The 17,096-nt window shown below is 38.2% G+C and carries 18 protein-coding genes; 7 read left to right on the top strand and 11 right to left on the bottom strand.

The features are described from left to right. Window position 1: 1 nt before the first annotated feature. The 4 genes from OK344_RS04335 to OK344_RS04320 all read left to right on the top strand — a co-directional run bounded on the left by OK344_RS04335 (window position 2) and on the right by OK344_RS04320 (window position 2,749). A complete protein-coding gene (locus OK344_RS04335; RefSeq protein ID WP_088468213.1) occupies window positions 2-457 on the top strand; it encodes a FixH family protein in 456 nt (151 codons plus the stop codon). Next, window positions 448-1,191 carry a sulfite exporter TauE/SafE family protein gene (locus OK344_RS04330; RefSeq protein ID WP_265143637.1) on the top strand — a complete coding sequence of 248 codons (744 nt, stop codon included), beginning with the start codon at window positions 448-450 and terminating at the stop codon, window positions 1,189-1,191. Before OK344_RS04335 ends, OK344_RS04330 begins: the two co-directional genes overlap by 10 nt. Before the next feature lie 385 nt (window positions 1,192-1,576). Continuing rightward, window positions 1,577-1,852 (top strand): hypothetical protein, encoded by a 276-nt coding sequence (locus OK344_RS04325; protein WP_265143636.1) that lies wholly within the window; start codon window positions 1,577-1,579, stop codon window positions 1,850-1,852. 168 nt (window positions 1,853-2,020) lie between these two features. Then, window positions 2,021-2,749, top strand: a complete 729-nt coding sequence (locus OK344_RS04320) for a hypothetical protein (RefSeq protein WP_265143635.1) — start codon at window positions 2,021-2,023, stop codon at window positions 2,747-2,749. 51 nt (window positions 2,750-2,800) lie between these two features. Here the strand turns inward: OK344_RS04320 and serS are convergent, their stop codons facing one another. The 5 genes from serS to OK344_RS04295 form a co-directional block, all read right to left on the bottom strand. Next, window positions 2,801-4,069 carry a serine--tRNA ligase gene (serS, locus tag OK344_RS04315; protein WP_265143634.1) on the bottom strand — a complete coding sequence of 423 codons (1,269 nt, stop codon included), beginning with the start codon at window positions 4,067-4,069 and terminating at the stop codon, window positions 2,801-2,803. A 90-nt stretch (window positions 4,070-4,159) separates the two neighbouring features. Further along, the gene (locus OK344_RS04310) at window positions 4,160-4,657 is read right to left on the bottom strand and encodes a hypothetical protein (RefSeq protein WP_265143633.1); all 498 of its coding nucleotides are present in this window, start codon (window positions 4,655-4,657) and stop codon (window positions 4,160-4,162) included. Window positions 4,658-4,672: 15 nt separating this feature from the next. After that, the gene (locus OK344_RS04305) at window positions 4,673-5,920 is read right to left on the bottom strand and encodes an oligosaccharide flippase family protein (protein WP_265143632.1); all 1,248 of its coding nucleotides are present in this window, start codon (window positions 5,918-5,920) and stop codon (window positions 4,673-4,675) included. Window positions 5,921-5,922: 2 nt separating this feature from the next. After that, entirely contained in the window at window positions 5,923-7,569 is a 1,647-nt protein-coding gene (locus OK344_RS04300) for an asparagine synthase-related protein (protein WP_265143631.1), read from the bottom strand. Then, window positions 7,566-8,696, bottom strand: a complete 1,131-nt coding sequence (locus tag OK344_RS04295) for a glycosyltransferase family 4 protein (protein WP_265143630.1) — start codon at window positions 8,694-8,696, stop codon at window positions 7,566-7,568. The genes OK344_RS04300 and OK344_RS04295 overlap by 4 nt, the downstream gene beginning before the upstream one ends. 69 nt (window positions 8,697-8,765) lie before the next feature. Between OK344_RS04295 and OK344_RS04290 the strand changes: the two genes are divergently transcribed. Beyond that, window positions 8,766-9,557 (top strand): class I SAM-dependent methyltransferase, encoded by a 792-nt coding sequence (locus OK344_RS04290; protein WP_265143629.1) that lies wholly within the window; start codon window positions 8,766-8,768, stop codon window positions 9,555-9,557. Window positions 9,558-9,584: 27 nt separating this feature from the next. On the opposite strand, the gene OK344_RS04285 is transcribed toward OK344_RS04290, so the two are convergent. The 6 genes from OK344_RS04285 to OK344_RS04260 all read right to left on the bottom strand — a co-directional run bounded on the left by OK344_RS04285 (window position 9,585) and on the right by OK344_RS04260 (window position 14,566). Then, a complete protein-coding gene (locus OK344_RS04285; RefSeq protein WP_265143628.1) occupies window positions 9,585-10,283 on the bottom strand; it encodes an RluA family pseudouridine synthase in 699 nt (232 codons plus the stop codon). 49 nt (window positions 10,284-10,332) lie between these two features. Beyond that, on the bottom strand, window positions 10,333-10,845 hold the full coding sequence (locus OK344_RS04280) for an NUDIX hydrolase (protein WP_265143627.1): 513 nt from the start codon (window positions 10,843-10,845) through the stop codon (window positions 10,333-10,335). Next, window positions 10,846-11,751: a site-specific tyrosine recombinase XerD gene (gene xerD, locus OK344_RS04275; RefSeq protein WP_265143626.1), complete on the bottom strand. Its 906-nt coding sequence runs from the start codon at window positions 11,749-11,751 to the stop codon at window positions 10,846-10,848. It lies immediately after the preceding gene. 13 nt (window positions 11,752-11,764) lie between these two features. Next, window positions 11,765-12,190: a deoxycytidylate deaminase gene (locus OK344_RS04270; protein ID WP_088468201.1), complete on the bottom strand. Its 426-nt coding sequence runs from the start codon at window positions 12,188-12,190 to the stop codon at window positions 11,765-11,767. Window positions 12,191-12,219: 29 nt separating this feature from the next. Then, the gene (locus OK344_RS04265; protein ID WP_265143625.1) at window positions 12,220-12,987 is read right to left on the bottom strand and encodes an enoyl-CoA hydratase-related protein; all 768 of its coding nucleotides are present in this window, start codon (window positions 12,985-12,987) and stop codon (window positions 12,220-12,222) included. Window positions 12,988-13,069: 82 nt separating this feature from the next. Then, window positions 13,070-14,566: a catalase gene (locus OK344_RS04260; protein WP_265143624.1), complete on the bottom strand. Its 1,497-nt coding sequence runs from the start codon at window positions 14,564-14,566 to the stop codon at window positions 13,070-13,072. A gap of 109 nt (window positions 14,567-14,675) precedes the next feature. Here OK344_RS04260 and OK344_RS04255 point away from each other — a divergent pair, with 109 nt between their 5' ends. Both OK344_RS04255 and metK read left to right on the top strand, forming a co-directional pair. After that, the gene (locus tag OK344_RS04255; protein WP_265143623.1) at window positions 14,676-15,623 is read left to right on the top strand and encodes a LysR substrate-binding domain-containing protein; all 948 of its coding nucleotides are present in this window, start codon (window positions 14,676-14,678) and stop codon (window positions 15,621-15,623) included. A gap of 188 nt (window positions 15,624-15,811) precedes the next feature. Further along, the gene (gene metK / locus OK344_RS04250; RefSeq protein WP_265143622.1) at window positions 15,812-17,092 is read left to right on the top strand and encodes a methionine adenosyltransferase; all 1,281 of its coding nucleotides are present in this window, start codon (window positions 15,812-15,814) and stop codon (window positions 17,090-17,092) included. The last annotated feature ends 4 nt before the right edge of the window (window positions 17,093-17,096 follow it).

The raw sequence follows: 17,096 nt of genomic DNA, 5'->3' as shown, positions 1-17,096 counted from the left end.
TATGTTCAAAAATTTCAGCTGGGGACACGGTGTTGCTGTAGCACTCGGCTTATTTATGTCCTTTATACTTTTTCTGATTTTTGTATTCTCCAGCGGAATGCAGAATTCTGAACTTATTTCAGACAGTTATTATGAAGATGAGCTGGCTTATCAGGAAATCATTAATGCAAAAAACAATGCTGATCTGCTGACCGAAAAGCCCGTTTATCATCAAAACAAGGAAGGAATTACAATTACTTTTCCGCAAAGTGTAAAGCCCGAAAATGCCAATATACACTTTGAACTTTTTAGAACCGATGACTCGAATCTTGATGTGAAGAAAGACATCCCGCTCGATGGTAAAAATCAGTTCCAGATTCCCGCAAAAGTAATTTTTCCGGGCTCATATACGTTAAAAGTGAAGTGGGAAAACAATAAAAAACCTTATCAGGTCGATTACGACATCCAATGGAAATAGCACTTATCTTTTCGGCACTCGCGTTGGGATTTGCGTCAGGGTTTCATTGCATCGGAATGTGTGGACCTATCGCACTGTCATTGGGTTTAACTAAAAAGCAGGCGGCGAATTATTATCTTCAGAATCTTACTTATCAGTTCGGGCGCATTGTGACCTATTCGTTACTGGGCGCTTTGCTGGGAATTTTGGGTCAGGGGTTTGAAATGGCGGGATTTCAGAAATATCTTACGATTGCAGCAGGAATTCTGCTCATTATAATGGCCGTATTTTCTTTCGGTGGAAAAGATTTCGCTTCTAAAATTCCGTTTTTATCCCAGTTTCTTTTCAAAGTGAAAATGAATTTAGGGAAGTTTATGCAGAAAGCGGATTACAGATCCCGCTTCAGCACTGGAATTCTTAATGGTTTTTTACCGTGCGGAATGGTATATATGGCACTTACCGCAAGTTTGGCGGCCGGTGGAATCTTGCAGGGAGCCACCTTCATGGCTTTATTTGGACTTGGAACTTTGCCTTTTATGTTTTTTGTTGTTTTGCTCGGTAACCTGATGACGACAGCATTCAGAATTAAAATTTTAAAATTCGTTCCCGTAATGATGCTCGTTTTGGGCGGACTTTTCATCCTCCGTGGCCTGGAACTTGGCATTCCCTATATTTCACCAAAAGGTGAGGCATTACACATTATTCACAATAAATCCCCGGAACATCAGCAAGGTAACCACGAGACCTGTCATTAATTTTGAGATATTTGGATCAAAGCGATTTTTATGGATTCAAAATTAGTTCTCTTTCTACTCATCATAAATTCTTTCATGTTTTCTCAAAAAAAAAAATGAGAAATTTTTCAATGATAATATTTCCTTTAAATATGAAAAAATAACATCTCCGGATATTGGAGTAGGAGTTATCGGAAGCAACGACAGGCAGGCTTACGCAACTTTTTTTGAAAGTAATATTACTGAAAAAAGCCAGCCATATTTTCATCAGATCAAATTCAAAAGCATCAATTTCAGCAAGAAACCATCGGAAATTTACCTCTGCATTTATGAAAACGACAATGGTTTACCTGGGAAACTACTTGATGAATCAAAATATCTTGTCTACATTCCAACCCGTAAGGCCTTGGTTACTGTTGATTTAGCAAAACGCAATATTAAAGTTCCGCAAAATGGATATTTCATCGGTTTTGAATGGGTGCTTTCTAAAGAAAATGAAATGAAGGGTAATGTAAAGACACCGAACTTGCCTTATAATCCTACCATTTCAAGCTATACAGGAAAAACTGCGAATCTGTATACAAAACGCAAAGAATGGAGGAAAGAACCGGATACTAGTCTGGTAGCAGGTTTAGCACTGGATATTTCTTATCTTCAAGATCTTTTAGTTCAAACTCAGTAATTTTTAAAGGAGTTTTAAATAGATAAACATCCAACTCCCTCGTTCACGTATTTTTAACTTAGGTACAAAATTTGAATCTAATTGCAGTACTTAAAAATAAAAATAATGGTTAATCAGATGAGAATTTGGGTATCAGCATTTGCCTTTGCAGTCTTAAATTCGTGTTCTGTGAATACAGAAACTACGTATTATAAAGATTCTGCTACGAGCATGGAATCTAATATTCTGGTGGATCAAAGTATGCTCGGAATGATGAGCATGATGGGCGAAAACAAAGATCTAATCGAGAATTCCAAAGAATTAAGGGCTCTTTCCACCGAATGGAAAAGTTTGTACGATATCCAAAAAAACGGTAAAATTACGCTGAACAAAGACTCCGCGAAAGTCCTGCAAAAACTTTTCTTGAAGATTAATAAAGACCAGGGGCAGGTGTATGGACTTTCAATTAAATATGATAAACTGTTGCCGGGAGAAATCGCCAGTCTTCTGTCGCAAAGCAAACAACTTAAAAATCTACCTTTACAGAATGTGGCAAGCTGGAACGGGAAGGTTTTAACCATCGACACCGACAAGTTTAATTCTACAGAATTCCTGAATGAAATTGCTAAAAATACACCGGGATCAGAGAACATCAAGCATAAAACGAAAAGTGATTCCCTTGAAGTTTATGGTAAGCAGATGGCAAAAGGAATGGTTGGAATGATGAAAATGTTTAATATGAATCTGAACAGCACAATGAAGTTTCAGAAACCCATAAAATCCATCGTCGGCAAGCATGATTTTGTAAAACAGATTGATAACAAAACGATACAGATTAACGTAAGGACAAACGATCTTTTGGACAACGGAAAAGCTCTTACCTTTAAAGACAAAAAAATTATTGTCACTACAGAATAACAAAAATCACCGCAATCGGTGGTTTTTTATTAAAGATGGTTTTTGTTTTTCTTAATCGATTATGTCGAATCTTGCGTACTCTGCAATTTTGGACGGAATTTTAATGCCGTTTTCGGTTTGGTTATTCTCCAGAAGAGCGGCCATAATTCGAGGCAAAGCCATTGCAGAACCGTTTAACGTGTGAACTAACTGTGTTTTACCTTCGTTTTTAAATCTGCATTTCAAACGGTTAGCCTGGAAGGTTTCAAAATTGGAAACTGATGATACTTCAAGCCATTTTTCCTGAGCAGCGCTCCAAACTTCAAAATCATAAGTCATCGCTGAAGTAAAACCCATATCACCTCCACAAAGTCTTAAAATTCTGAAAGGCAGTTCAAGATCAACCAGAATTGATTTTACGTGCTCTACCATTTCTTCAAGGGCAGCGTAAGAATTTTCAGGTTTTTCCAGACGTACAATTTCTACTTTTTCGAACTGGTGCAGTCGGTTCAAGCCACGTACGTGCGCGCCATAACTTCCGGCTTCACGTCGGTAACACTGCGAAAATGCCGTATTTTTTATCGGTAAATCCTTTTCGTCCAACAAAACGTCACGGTATAGATTCGTTACCGGTACTTCTGCGGTTGGGATGAGATATAAATTATCTTCGTTCACGAAATACATCTGTCCTTCTTTATCAGGTAGCTGTCCGGTTCCGTAGCCAGAAGCCTCGTTCACCACATGTGGCGGATTTACTTCCACATAACCTGCATCTGTATTTTTATCAAGGAAATACTGCACCAGAGCTCTCTGAAGTCTCGCACCCTTCCCGAAATACACCGGAAAACCTGCGCCGGCGATTTTCACCCCAAGTTCGAAATCAATAAGATTGTATTTTTTTGCAAGTTCCCAATGCGGAATTGCGCCTTCGCCCAAACCTTCAACATCGTGTGACTGGTAAATGATTTCGTTATCGTCTGCAGAAGTTCCTGCAACTACTTTTTCGTAAGGAATATTGGGAATCAGATAAAGAATTTCCGCAAGTCTGGCTTCTGCATCCTTTAATTTCTGCTGAAGAATCTGTGAATTTTCTTTGTATTCAGCGGTTTTTGATTTGGCAGTTTCAGCTTCTTCTTTTTTACCTTCTTTCATCAAAATCCCAATTTCTTTCGAGATTTTATTCATCTCAGTCAGGTTCTGATCGAGTTCGAACTGAAGTTTTTTCCTTTCATCATCGGTAGAAATGGCTTCATCAACCAGTTCTATATGTTTAAAATTTCTTTTATTTAAACCTGCCGTAACGCGCTCCTTATTTTCACGCAAAAAATTAACCTGTAACATTAAAATCAAATTTTAGATTGGGATTTTAGATGGTCTAAAATCAAAGTTTCCCGCAAATTTACAATTTTTAAAGAGGATTTTGGTAATGATTTATTTTTGAATCTTCACAATATTATGTTCATCGGACACCTTTGTGAATTGTAAAACATTGTTGTACCAGATTTTCGAAACCTGAAAAATTTCGGGTGTTAAATGGTATTGAACCGTCATGGTATCATTAATGATAGTACTTGTAGAATCGGTAATGCTTTTGGTAAAGGATAATGCGATCTTCGATTCGTATGTTTTTAAACTTCCGGAGGAGTCGATTCCGATTCTTCGGGCACCGGCAATATATTCAATGTAGCTTGCCGTATCGTTGTCTTTTTTTAGACTGAAATTTACCGGAGCTGTATCGGTAAAGCCGTACGCATCGTTCATTCTTGCATTGGTATAGCCGCCTTTAATATTGGTATTCAGCATGTCCTGATCCGCAGAATCGATGTAGAGCTGGATTATCTGATCGATTTTCTGCACGGTAGCTTCGTCATTTCTACAGGAAAGAAATGCAAAAAAAGCAATCACGGAAAAGAAAAACAGGTTTTTCATTAAGACAAAGATAATTTATTTTAAATTTTTGAGATAGATATAAAACGAAATCATCAGCATAAATCCGTTCAGGAGCATGCTTAAGCTTAAACTTACGGCCATTCCTGTAAAGCCATAATGCCCAACAAGAAAAAGAGCGAAGATCGGAAGCATGACTAATGTAAATAACGAAATTAAAGTGTTGGCTTTCATTTTTCCCACGGCTGAGAGTAGATTTCCGTACAGATTTCTTAACAACATATTTCCACAAAATGCGGCTAATAGAATGATAAAAGGCAGCGTACTTTCCTCATATTTGGAAGTGAAAAAGAGTTGAATGACTTCGCTTTTAAAAATAAAACCTATTCCAAATATCAATGCTGTAACAGGCAAGAATATTTTGTAATAATTGAAGATATAATTCTTTAGAAAAGCTTTATTCTGATAGTTTTTTGCCAAAACAGGAAAATCACTCTGCATGAAAGTGAGCGCAAGGAAAGTAATGTTGGCGGGAATAAGAATGGCGACTTTATAATCAGCTACGGCATTTTCATTCATTAAAAAACTCAGTAATAAAACATCAGCAGAGAAAAGTGTGTCCGAAAGCAAAGCGGTTCCGGAGGCATGCAGGCCATAATTCCATATTTCTTTTTTATTGAAACTAAATGTTTCGGTGATGTTTTTGAGATGATGCCACTTAAACCAAAAAAAAGCTAAAAACGGTGTTGCTGCTAAGGCGGCGAGATATCCCAGAAGTCCCCAGAAATAAGACAAAGTCAGCAATAAAATTACTCCTGAAATATTTACAGTATTGTTCAGCCTTGCGAACTCCGCGTTTTTACCGAATATTCTGAGCTCGGACTGGAGGTGGTTGAAAAAATAAAAACCGATTAAACGTACCGAAAAGAACAGAAAAATATACAGAATATCCTCGTACCGGTTTACATAAAACAGACTCACCAGAAAAAAAACTGCCGTTAACAGCACCTGGCGTCCAAATCCTTTAAGTAAAAGGTAGCTTGAAAGCCATTTTTTGTCAGCCGTTTCATCAGTCAAAGAGCCGAAACGCAAGAGGCTTTGCTGGCTGCCAAACCCGCTGAACGGAGCAAAAACAGCAAAAACAGAGGCCACAATACTTACGGTACCGAACTCGCTTTCCGGTAAAATCCTGATAATAAAAAGTGAGCCTAAAAACGCGCATACTTTCGCAACTAGAAGCGACAGAAAGACATGTTGTCCTTTGTTACTGAGGAAATGCTGCAAAAATTCCTGAAGGCTCTTCACAATTAAAAATAGAGTTTAAAAACAGATAAAATATTTACTGCCTGGGACTTCGAATGAAAATCTTCAGAGACGAAAAGTTTTTTAACGTCGTTGTAGAGCTCAGGATAACTTTCGATCCGGTGTAGGTTTTCATCAAAATATTGCTGGTAATATCGTTGGATTTCAGTGTTATTATCGAAGTAAAAATGGTACGGATACATACTGGAATGCTTTGGGGTTTTAAGAATCTTTTCATTAAGAATTTTAAAACCTCTTTTCATGAACTGATCTCCGAAAACAGTTTTCCAGTGTGCATTAGGTTTCATTAAAGTTCTTTCCCAACGGTAATTGGTCGCTTCTTTACAGTGGGTGTTGATCCAGTCGATGTAAAACCGGTGGCTAAACTTCCATTCTTCAGGTAAAGAAATGGCCAGCTTCAGAAAATCTCTGGTCATAAATGGGGAAGTCTGGTATCTTTTTTCCTGAAAAACATGTGTTCCCAAAACGGTTCGGTTGTATGCTACGTTTCTTAAAAGGAAAAGCTCTTCCGTTTCGTAATTTTTTAAAATATCATCTAAACTTTTCTCAACTTCAGGAAGAAAATGGTGATTAACCACCATCTTAAAATTGCTGGGCTTTTTCCTTTTCGGTTCGGTATTAAATCCTCCTAAAACCCCATCGCCAATCTGCCCACTGTGGAAGAGGGCAAAATTTTCATACTGCATTTTTTCTACCGTGTGTTTCACATGAATGCCTCCCGTGTAGAAAACCATCCCTTCCGAAATTTCAGTAATTTCATCAATTTTTTTAAGAAAATTGCCGCCATCCAACGGTATAAATTCATAGTGAATTCCGAAGTCTTCTGCTATTTTTTCCGAAATAGTATGGTCGAAATAACCGGACTGTGAGAAGCACAGAGCGTTTCCCGGTGCCTCATTGTTTTTAATCGCATAAAACATCGCCACACGGCTGTCTAAACCGCCGCTCAGCAGTGCGAGATGGTTTTTTCCCAACTCGGTATCTTTCTGGTATTCCATGATTACTGATTGGGAAAAAATCTCGTGAATTTGATCGACAGCAGCTGCTTTAGTTCCTTTGAATAATGGAGTTCCTACAAGATTAAAGTATTCTTTTTCTGTGAGGGTTACATCAGTGTTGTTAATTTCCAGATAATGTCCGTCGAGCAATTTTGCTATATTTTCAATCGGGGTTTTTCTTTCAGGCAAATTACTGAAACACAGAAATTGATAAATAGATTCCAAATCCGGTTTAGTCCTGATTCCATAACTTATTAAGGTTTTATTAAGCCGTACCAAGCTTGTATCAATAAAAATTGCATTTTCAAACTTAGAGTAGAACACCCGCTGTGTGGACGTTGGATTCGTGAAAACATAGAGTTGTCCGATGGTTTTATTCCAGATGAATCCCCGGAATTCCCCTTCAAATTCCCTGATTAATCCCTGTTTTTTCTGTGTATAAAGTTCCCGGATTAATGTTTCGAAATCTTTTAAGGCATATTCCGTGAGTAATTTTTTTTTGTTGAGCAACACTCCTTCCAAAAGAAAATCAAAATGTTCGGTCTGAAGATATAAATTATCATATTCTCCTGAAATGAATGATTTTATAGCGACATTTTGCTCAGAAATCTGAATAGAAAATCCTTTTTTCACGGTAATATTTTTTGGTATACTTTATTGAACTGCGTTGCGATAGATTTTACCGAAAAGTTTTCTTCAGCAAAATTTACAAGTTTTTCCTGATCAGTAAAGGGCGTTTCCAGCATTTTAACCATGGATTCTTTTAGTAGGTTAATGTTTGATTTTGGCAGTAAAATGCCACCTTCAGCAGGAAAAAATTCTTTTACTCCTCCCACATCGGTAGAGATTACTCTAAGCCCGCTGGCGAAAGACTCAGCGATTACACAAGGCTGGTTTTCGTCTTCACTGAACAAGATAAAACAATCGGAATTCTGCATTCTTTCAGCAATCTGATCTATTTTCTGCATGCCAAATATTTCAACATGTTCTGCGAGAGAATTTTGATGAACCAGATCTTGCAGGCTTTTTAGGGTTGCTGCATCGCCATCACCTCCGATCTGTATTTTAAACCTGTAACCTTCTTTTAGAAGCGCTATCGCCGCAGCGAGTATTTTATCTGAGTTCTTTCTGGGAATCAGATTTGAGACATGAATGAAAGTGAAATCATTCTTAATTTCATTTCTGTGCCTAAATAAAGCGGTATCTACGACATTTGGTATAACTGTCTTAGCAGTATTAATCTTTAAATTCTCTAAACCTTTCAGTAGATCGAATGAAACCGGCAGAATAAAATCTGCTTTATTACCAATATATCTGGCCCAGAATTTTATCATACCGGAAGTTTTTCTGCTGTTTATTTGTCGCAGTGCAGTCCAGTGTTCTGTTACAACAAATGGAATCTTATACGTCCTTTTCAGATATACTGCAAAAACCATAGAATTATGTAAAACATTTGCGTGAACCAACTCAGGGAATTGCATTTTTTCAAACCCTTTTTTGTAGGCCGTCATTCGGCGGTAAAAATTAATAATAGGATTATGGGTGTTTTTATAGTAAACAATCAGTGTTTTAAGCCCATTAATGATTTTTTCATCGTAGACATAAGTGCTACTTTGGCTGAAATCTCCAATTGCATGAAGTATTTCTACGTCATGAAGCAATGAAACGGCCTCTGCATGCCTCTGTACAAAATTTCCATTCGTTGGCTCACTTTTGCTGGGAAACCACGAAGAAATGAAAAGAATCTTTTTTTTGTTCAATTTTTATTAAAATCTATCTTTGTTGAAAATTCTGTAATGTTTGATAAAGTAAAAAAACTTTTATCTTTTTTGAAGATAATAACCTCCGAACCAAGCCTGATCAATCATATTTTGAATCTAAATACGGTTCAGAAGAACAAATTCATTCAAAAATACGGCAATTTTTTGGCACTACCTCAAGTTGAGATTAAGGATTTAACACAGAAACCCGTTTCCTCTATAGAAAGCTTTCTTTTAGACGGGAGCTCACTCATTACAGATTTGCAGCTATTGGTAAGTCTCGCAGGACGAAATGAAATTCATTCCTATCTGGAAATTGGGACATGGCGTGGGGAGAGTGTTTACAATGTCGCAAAAGAAGTTGAAGATTGTACTACGATAAACCTTTCGGTTGCGGATATGAAGAAATTGGGATGGAATATTAATTATGCAGAGCAGCATGCGATACTTTCCAAGAAAAATCCAAAGATTCTGCACCTCGAGGCAAACACAAAAACTTTTGATTTTGGCTCGCTGAATAAAAAATATGATCTTATCTTTATCGATGGAGACCACAGTTACGACATGGTTTTGAGTGATACTAGGAATGTCTTTAAACATCTCGTTCACGAAAATACAGTTGTCGTGTGGCATGATTATGCTTATAGTGCGCAAAAAATACGTTATGAGGTCTTTCAGGCAATATTGGATGGAGTAGACCCAGAAAATCATAAGTTTTTATATCATCCAAAAAATACGATGTGTGCAGTTTTTATGAAAGACAAACTACAAGCAACGGCTTTTGATGAATTTGCGATGCCTGATAAAATTTATAACGTGTCGCTTTCTGAAGTCATTTCATTTAATAAAGAAATACGATAAAAGTCTAAATAAGCCCGGTCTTTAATTTTAAAATTCACAAGCTGCCCAAACTGAGTCATTTTGCGGAACAGGCGCTACAACTACAAGATTCTCTTTGGTGACGGGATGAATAAACTCTAATCTCCTCGCGTGAAGATGAATGCCACCATCGGGATTGGATCTGGATGAACCATATTTTAAATCTCCTTTTATCGGAACACCAATTTTTGAAAGCTGCGCGCGGATTTGGTGATGCCGGCCTGTTTCTAAATCAACTTCAAGAAGCTGAAAGTTATCTAAAGTTTTTATTATCTGATAGCTGAGTATCGATTCTTTCGCGTTTTCTGTAGGTTTTATGAAAACGGTAGATTTGTTTGTTTTCTCGTTTTTGTGAAGATAATGAACCAGCCTTTGGCTTTGGGGAATCATTTCTTTAGCAACAACCGCCCAATACGTCTTTTTTATTTCCCGGTTTTTTACCATTTGCGTCAGTCGGGTAAGTGCTTTTGAGGTTTTTGCGTAAATGACAAGTCCCGAAGTTGGCCTGTCGATTCTGTGAACCAGCCCGAGGAAGACGTTGCCTGGTTTTTGGTCTCTTTTTTTGATGAAATCTTTAATTAAATCCAACAGCGAAGCATCGCCCGTTTTGTCACCCTGCACGAGTTGACCGGTTTTTTTGTTGATGATCAGAAGATGGTTGTCTTCAAAAACAATCTGTGATTCGATGTTATTTGGGGATTCCTGCATGGGTGAAATTTCGGGACTTCAAAATTACAAATAAAACTCCGCTTAAAAATTATAGGGTTTTATATTTTTCCAGAAAGATGCGTTGCGAATCAAAGGCAATATCATCTGGATTAATGTCTTGAATTTTCAGCCAAACTGTTTCAGAAATTTCAGAAATTTCCAGATTTACTTCAAATTTTTCATCTGATTCGTATTCGTAAAAAATATCTAAAGTGTTGTAAATGACGTTTTTGTACTCGTAAATATTGGGTAGGCTGGCGAGATATTTCAGTTTTGTAATATCAATCCTCATCTTCATTTCTTCGAGAAGTTCCCGAGCACAGGTTCCTTCAGCACTTTCTTTTGGATCTACAAAACCACCGGCCAAATCGAGTTTACCTTTTTTAGGTTCCTGATTACGCCGCGTCAGCAGAATTTCATCGCCACACTTAATCACTACAGCAACCGCTCCTGCAACATTGTGAAAAAGTATAAAATCGCAAACTTTACAGTTCCATTTTTTTTCTCCGTCCCAGTTTAGGCTTTCATTGCCGCATTTCGGACAAAACTTAAGATAATCCATTTATTCTTTATTTCTCGGATGATAATTCAGAATGACATCCCGAAGTTCTTCGTTTTTCAAGTGGGTATAAATTTCGGTGGTCGTGATGCTCGAATGTCCCAGCATTTCCTGAATATATCTTAAATCCGCGCCGTTTTGCAGCAGATGTGTTGCAAAGGAATGGCGGAAGGTATGCGGTGAAATTTTCTTGTTGATGCCGGCTTTTTCAGTTAATTCTTTAATGATAATAAATACAATCACCCTCGACATCGAAGATCCGCGGCTGTTGAGGAAGAGGATGTCTTCACATTTTTTATTGATTTTATATTTCGAACGTATTTCCTTAATATATTGTTTGATGAGTTCTGCAGTATAAGCTGCCAAAGGTACAAAACGGGCTTTGTCTCCTTTTCCTTCGACTTTTAGGTACGATTCTTTGAAGTTGATATTCGACATCTTCAGATCAATAAGTTCCGAAACCCGTAGTCCGCATCCGTAAAGTACTTCGATCATGCATTGGTTTCTGCGTCCTAAATCGGTGGAAATATTAATGGCCTTAATGATTCTGTTTACATCATCAAAACTTAATGTATCAGGAAGATAGAGTCCGAGTTTTGGGCCTTCGAGTAGGGTTGCCGGGTTATCCTCACGCGCTTCGTCTTCAACTAAATATTTAAAAAAAGCTTTTATGGAAGAAATCCATCTTGCTTGGGTTCGTTCGCTGAATTTTTTCTTGGAAAGGTGATAGAGAAATTCCTGAATGTTCTCGTAAGTTATCACCAGCGGACCGGTATCATTCATATCAAATTCTGCAAAATCCCGTAGCTTTCTCACGTCGCGAAGATAGGCATCCAGTGTATTGTCGGAAAAGTTCCTTTCGAATCTTAGAAAATTTTCGAAATCTTTAATTTTTTCATCCCAGGTCATAGTATTTGTGTTTTTATAAAAGGTTTTCTTTCGAAATTTGGAGAATTTCTATTCCATGATTCCGAAGAAACTCGACCCCGGCATTATCTGAATAATCATCCATGTAAACTATTTTTTTTATCCCTGCCTGTACAACCAGTTTGCTGCATTCTTTGCAAGGCGATAAAGTAAGATAGAGGGTGGCATCTTTTGCCGACTGAGTAGAACCAGCTAATTTTAAAATAGCGTTGGCTTCTGCATGAAGCACATACCAATGGGTTTTTCCTGCACCATCTTCGCAGCAGTTTTCAAATCCTGATGGCGTCCCGTTATAACCGTCGGAAATAATCATCCGGTCTTTTACGATAAGTGCGCCCACCTGTTTTCTTTTGCAGTAGGAGAGTTTTGCCCATTCCATCGCCATTTTCAGGTAGGCTTTGTCAAATTTAGTAGATTCCAAAAAAAGAATATTTTATTTAAATGTTTACCTTAAAAAGCCGGTTTTCTTTTTTCTAAAAATGCGGCAACTCCTTCTTTTTTATCATCCATTTCGAAGAGTTCGCCGAAGGATTTTATCTCTCTTTCGAAACCTTCTTTGGTTCCGGCAAGGTTTACTGCCGCGATTGCTTTCGAGATTCCCATAGGTGAATTTCTCGCAATTAATGAAGCAAGTTCCTTTGTTTTTGGTAAAAGTTCTTCAGAACTAAAAACTTCGTTTACCAGGCCAATTTCTTTCGCTCGTTCTGCGCTTATCATTTTTGCGGAAAAAATAAGTTCGTTTGCAATACCTTTTCCTACCAGTTGAGGTAGTCTTTGGGTGCCTCCGTAACCTGGAATAAGTCCTAAAGTCACTTCCGGAAGTCCGAGTTTAGCATTTTCTGATGCGTAACGGATGTGGCAGGCCATGGCAAGTTCTAATCCGCCACCCAGCGCAAATCCGTTTACAGCCGCAATTACGGGTTTACCGAGATTTTCAATTTTGTTGAAAAGTGTTTGCTGGCCGTTTCTTGCTAAGTTTTCTGCTTCATTTGTTCCGAAGTCTGCAAATTCTTTGATATCTGCACCCGCAACGAAAGATCTTTCGCCACTTCCGGTTAAAATTATAACACGAACGGAAGAATCATTATTTAGGTTTTCAAAAGCATTGCTTAATTCCTGTATGGTTTTATAATTCAGTGCATTAAGGCTTTCCGGACGGTTGATTGTGATGAGAGCGGTTTTGCCCTCATTTTCAAGGATAATATTTTCGAAATTCATCTTTATGTTGCTTTTATTCGGTTTTTCGCAAATTAGTTTTTTTTTTCGAGCTGTTCAAGCTTTAATGCTTTAAATGAGGAAATTAAAACTCAGTTTTCGAGTGATTCATCATATTTGCATCGATATTGATCTGTAATCCCATCGCAATTTTCATCCCCAATTCAATGTTTGCTCGGAAGAAATGGCAGAGCTGACGGTTAATGATTTCATCTCTCTTCGGTCCCGAAATTCCTCGCATGGAACTGATGATATTGTAAATAAGACGATCGCGGTCTTCCTGATTCATTGCTTTGGTGTAAAGCAAGCCGGGTTGGGTGTAATGGTCGTCGTCGTCTTCATTTCGGTTGAAATGTGCCACGTTGGTGCTGTCTAAATCGTACTCGAAATTTTTGTACTGCGGATCGGGCTTTATATCATCAAAACTGTTAGGGAAGTAATTTGGCATATCTTTATATCTGCTGGAATCTGCCATTGCGCCATCTCTCTGATAATTGTTAACCGCAAACGGACACCGGTTTACCTCAAGTTGATTTGCATTAACGCCCACACGGTAGCGGTGTGCATCGGGATAAGAAAATAATCGTCCCTGCAACATTTTATCAGGTGAAAAACTGATTCCGTTAATCAAATTGCTTGGCGAAAATGTTGCCTGTTCTACATGGGCAAAGAAGTTGGCAGGAATCTCGTTCAGTTCCATTTCACCGACTTCGATAAGTGGGAATTCGTTTTTCAGCCAAACTTTTGTTACATCAAACGGATTCCAGCGGAATTCTTTTGCCTGTTCCTCAGTCATTACCTGAATATAAAGTGTCCATTTCGGGAAATTTCCGTTTTCGATGGCTGTAACCAGATCTTCCTGCGCAAAATCCGGGTTTTCGCCTTTCATTTTCACCGCGTCGTCGTGACTGAAATTTTTAATACCCTGTTGTGTTTTAAAATGAAATTTCACCCAAACTCTTTCGTTATCGTGATTAATCATTGAAAAAGTGTGTGATCCGAAACCATGCATATGCCGGTAGCCATAAGGTGTCCCGCGATCCGACATTAAAATCAGTACCTGGTGAAGTGATTCTGGATTCAGACTCCAAAAATCCCACATCATGGTAGCGCTCTTCAAATTTGTTTTTGGAACTCTCTTTTGGGTATGAATAAAATCGGGAAATTTTTTGGCATCTTTAATGAAAAAAACAGGCGTGTTATTGCCCACCAAATCCCAGTTTCCGTCTTCAGTATAAAATTTCAATGCAAAACCTCTCGGGTCCCGTTCTGTATCTGCGCTGCCTTTTTCACCGCCTACGGTGGAGAATCTGGCAAACATCCTGCACTGGTTTCCAACTTTAGCGAAGAGTTTTGCTTTTGTGTATTTTGAAATATCGTGTGTTACGGTAAACTTTCCGTAAGCGCCGCTGCCTTTGGCATGAACAACTCTTTCAGGAATACGTTCTCTTACGAAATGAGCTAAATTTTCCTGAAGCATAAAATCCTGCAGTAAAACCGGCCCTCTACTGCCAACAGTCTGGGAATCCTGATGTTCGAAGTAGGGTGCTCCTGAGCCGGAAGTAAGTTTTTTTGAGTCCATTATTAACTTTTTAAAGAAACAAATTTAAGGATTTTAGTTCGTGAGCTGGCTTTAATTTCAGTCAAAATGAAGAAAACAATGTATCTTTGTAATAGATAAACATGATCAAATGAACATTCAGCAATTAGAATATCTTATCGCGGTAGATAAATATAAACATTTTGGTAAAGCGGCGCAGGCGTGTTTTATTACGCAGCCCACACTTAGCGCCATGATTCAGAAATTTGAGGATGAGTTGGATGTGAAAATTTTCGACCGAACCACGCATCCCATCCGCACGACTGATGTTGGAGTTCAAATTATTGAAGAAGCCAAAAGGGTGATCGATGCGGTAAATGAATTGCGCAACAAGGCAAGTCTACTGAATAATGTTTTGGCCGGTAAGCTTAATCTGGGGATTATTCCAACGGTTTCCAGTTATATACTTCCAAGCGAGATTTTTGATTTTTTACATGAAAATCCAAAAATAGAACTCTATGTTAAGGAAATGACGACGGACAGTATCATCAAGGCCCTTAAATCTGGTGAGCTGGATGCAGGAATTATTTCCACACCGTATGATACTGCTAACGAATTTTACCAACATTTTCTATTTAATGAAGAACTGATGATTTACTCTTCAGAAAGTATAACCAAAGATGATTCATTCGTTGTTCCTGAAGAACTCGACAGCAATAAAGTCTGGCTTCTGGAAGAAGGAAACTGTCTTCGTACACAGTTTGAAAACATTTGTCCTCTGAAAGAAAACTCTTTAAAGCCTAAAAATCTCGATTTTCTTGCTTCAAACATCAACACATTAATTCAGATGGTGGATAAGGTTGGGGGAATTACTATTCTTCCCGAACTTGCGATTCCGCAGTTGTCTGATTTACAGAAAGAAAAAATTGCGCGCTTCAGAAAGCCGTTTCCGTACCGCGAAATCAGTTTAATTTATTATAAGCCTACCTATAAGCAGAAAATTTTAGACGAAATGGCACTTTCGGTTAAGAATTCCCTGGCAGAAAAACTGAATTACAATAAAAATCCGGAGGAGTATGTAAGCATAAAACCACAATGATTTTAATTAGGTGAATAAGTTTTGTGTTTCAACAAATATCTTTAAATTTGCAGACGATAATTTCATGAGGAAAAATTTGAACTGATTGCAACCTCGATAAAAAATGCTAAAACAGAATTTCTATTTTAGTTTCTTTTGTAATCATTCCACCTTTTTTCTTAAATTTTAATTAAAAAAACAAAAGAAATATGTCCTATCTATTTACATCCGAATCTGTTTCAGAAGGCCATCCTGATAAAATTGCAGACCAAATTTCCGACGCTCTTATCGATAATTTTTTGGCGTATGACCCTAATTCAAAAGTGGCCTGCGAAACTTTGGTAACTACCGGACAGGTCGTTTTGGCCGGTGAAGTGAAGTCTGAGGCTTACCTTGATGTGCAGGATATTGCCCGAAAAGTAATCAACGAAATTGGCTATACGAAAGGCGAATATATGTTCAACGGAGATTCCTGTGGCGTGATTTCTGCAATTCACGAACAGTCGCCAGATATTAATCAGGGAGTTGAGCGTGCTGATGATAATGCAGATTTCGAGACAAAAGCAGATGCACAGGGAGCCGGAGACCAGGGAATGATGTTCGGGTATGCTACCAACGAAACCGAAAATTACATGCCGCTGGCTTTGGATTTGGCACACACCATTCTTCGTGAACTTTCAACTTTGAGAAGAGAAGGCGATGCGATTCCATATCTTCGTCCCGATGCTAAATCACAGGTAACCATTGAATATTCTGATGACCACAAACCTGTCCGAATTGATTCTATCGTAGTTTCTACGCAGCACGATGAGTTCGGAAGTGATGATGCCATGCTTGCTAAAATCCGAAAAGATATCATCGAAATCCTGATCCCGAAAGTTAGATCTGCGCAAAAACCGGAAATTCAGGCGCTTTTCAATGATAAAATCAAATATCACATTAACCCTACCGGTAAATTTGTCATCGGTGGGCCTCACGGAGATACCGGATTAACAGGACGAAAAATCATCGTTGATACCTACGGTGGAAAAGGTGCCCACGGTGGTGGTGCATTCTCCGGAAAAGATCCTTCTAAAGTTGACAGAAGTGCTGCGTATGCGGTAAGACATATTGCAAAAAATCTTGTTGCCGCAGGTATTGCAGACGAAGTTCTTGTTCAGGTTTCTTATGCGATTGGTGTCGCAGAGCCTTGTGGACTGTATATCAATACGTACGGAACTTCAAAAGTAAACTTCCACGATGGGGAAATTGCCGAAAAAGTTCAGAAGATTTTCGATCTTAGACCTTATGTCATTGAGCAGAATCTGAAACTGAGAAACCCAATTTATCAGGAAACAGCTTCTTACGGGCATATGGGAAGAGATGCTTATGTTGGAAGCAAAACTTTTAATAAAGGAAAAAAGAATGAATTAACGATCGATAATCTGGAATTTTTCACCTGGGAAAAGTTAGACAAAGTAGACGAAATTAAAAAAGAATTCGGCATTTAATTCC

The organism is Kaistella yananensis (assembly GCF_026107505.2).
GTDB lineage: Bacteria > Bacteroidota > Bacteroidia > Flavobacteriales > Weeksellaceae > Kaistella > Kaistella yananensis.
Note: the sequence above shows the minus strand (reverse complement) of the source record. Positions and strands in the feature narration are given on the sequence as shown.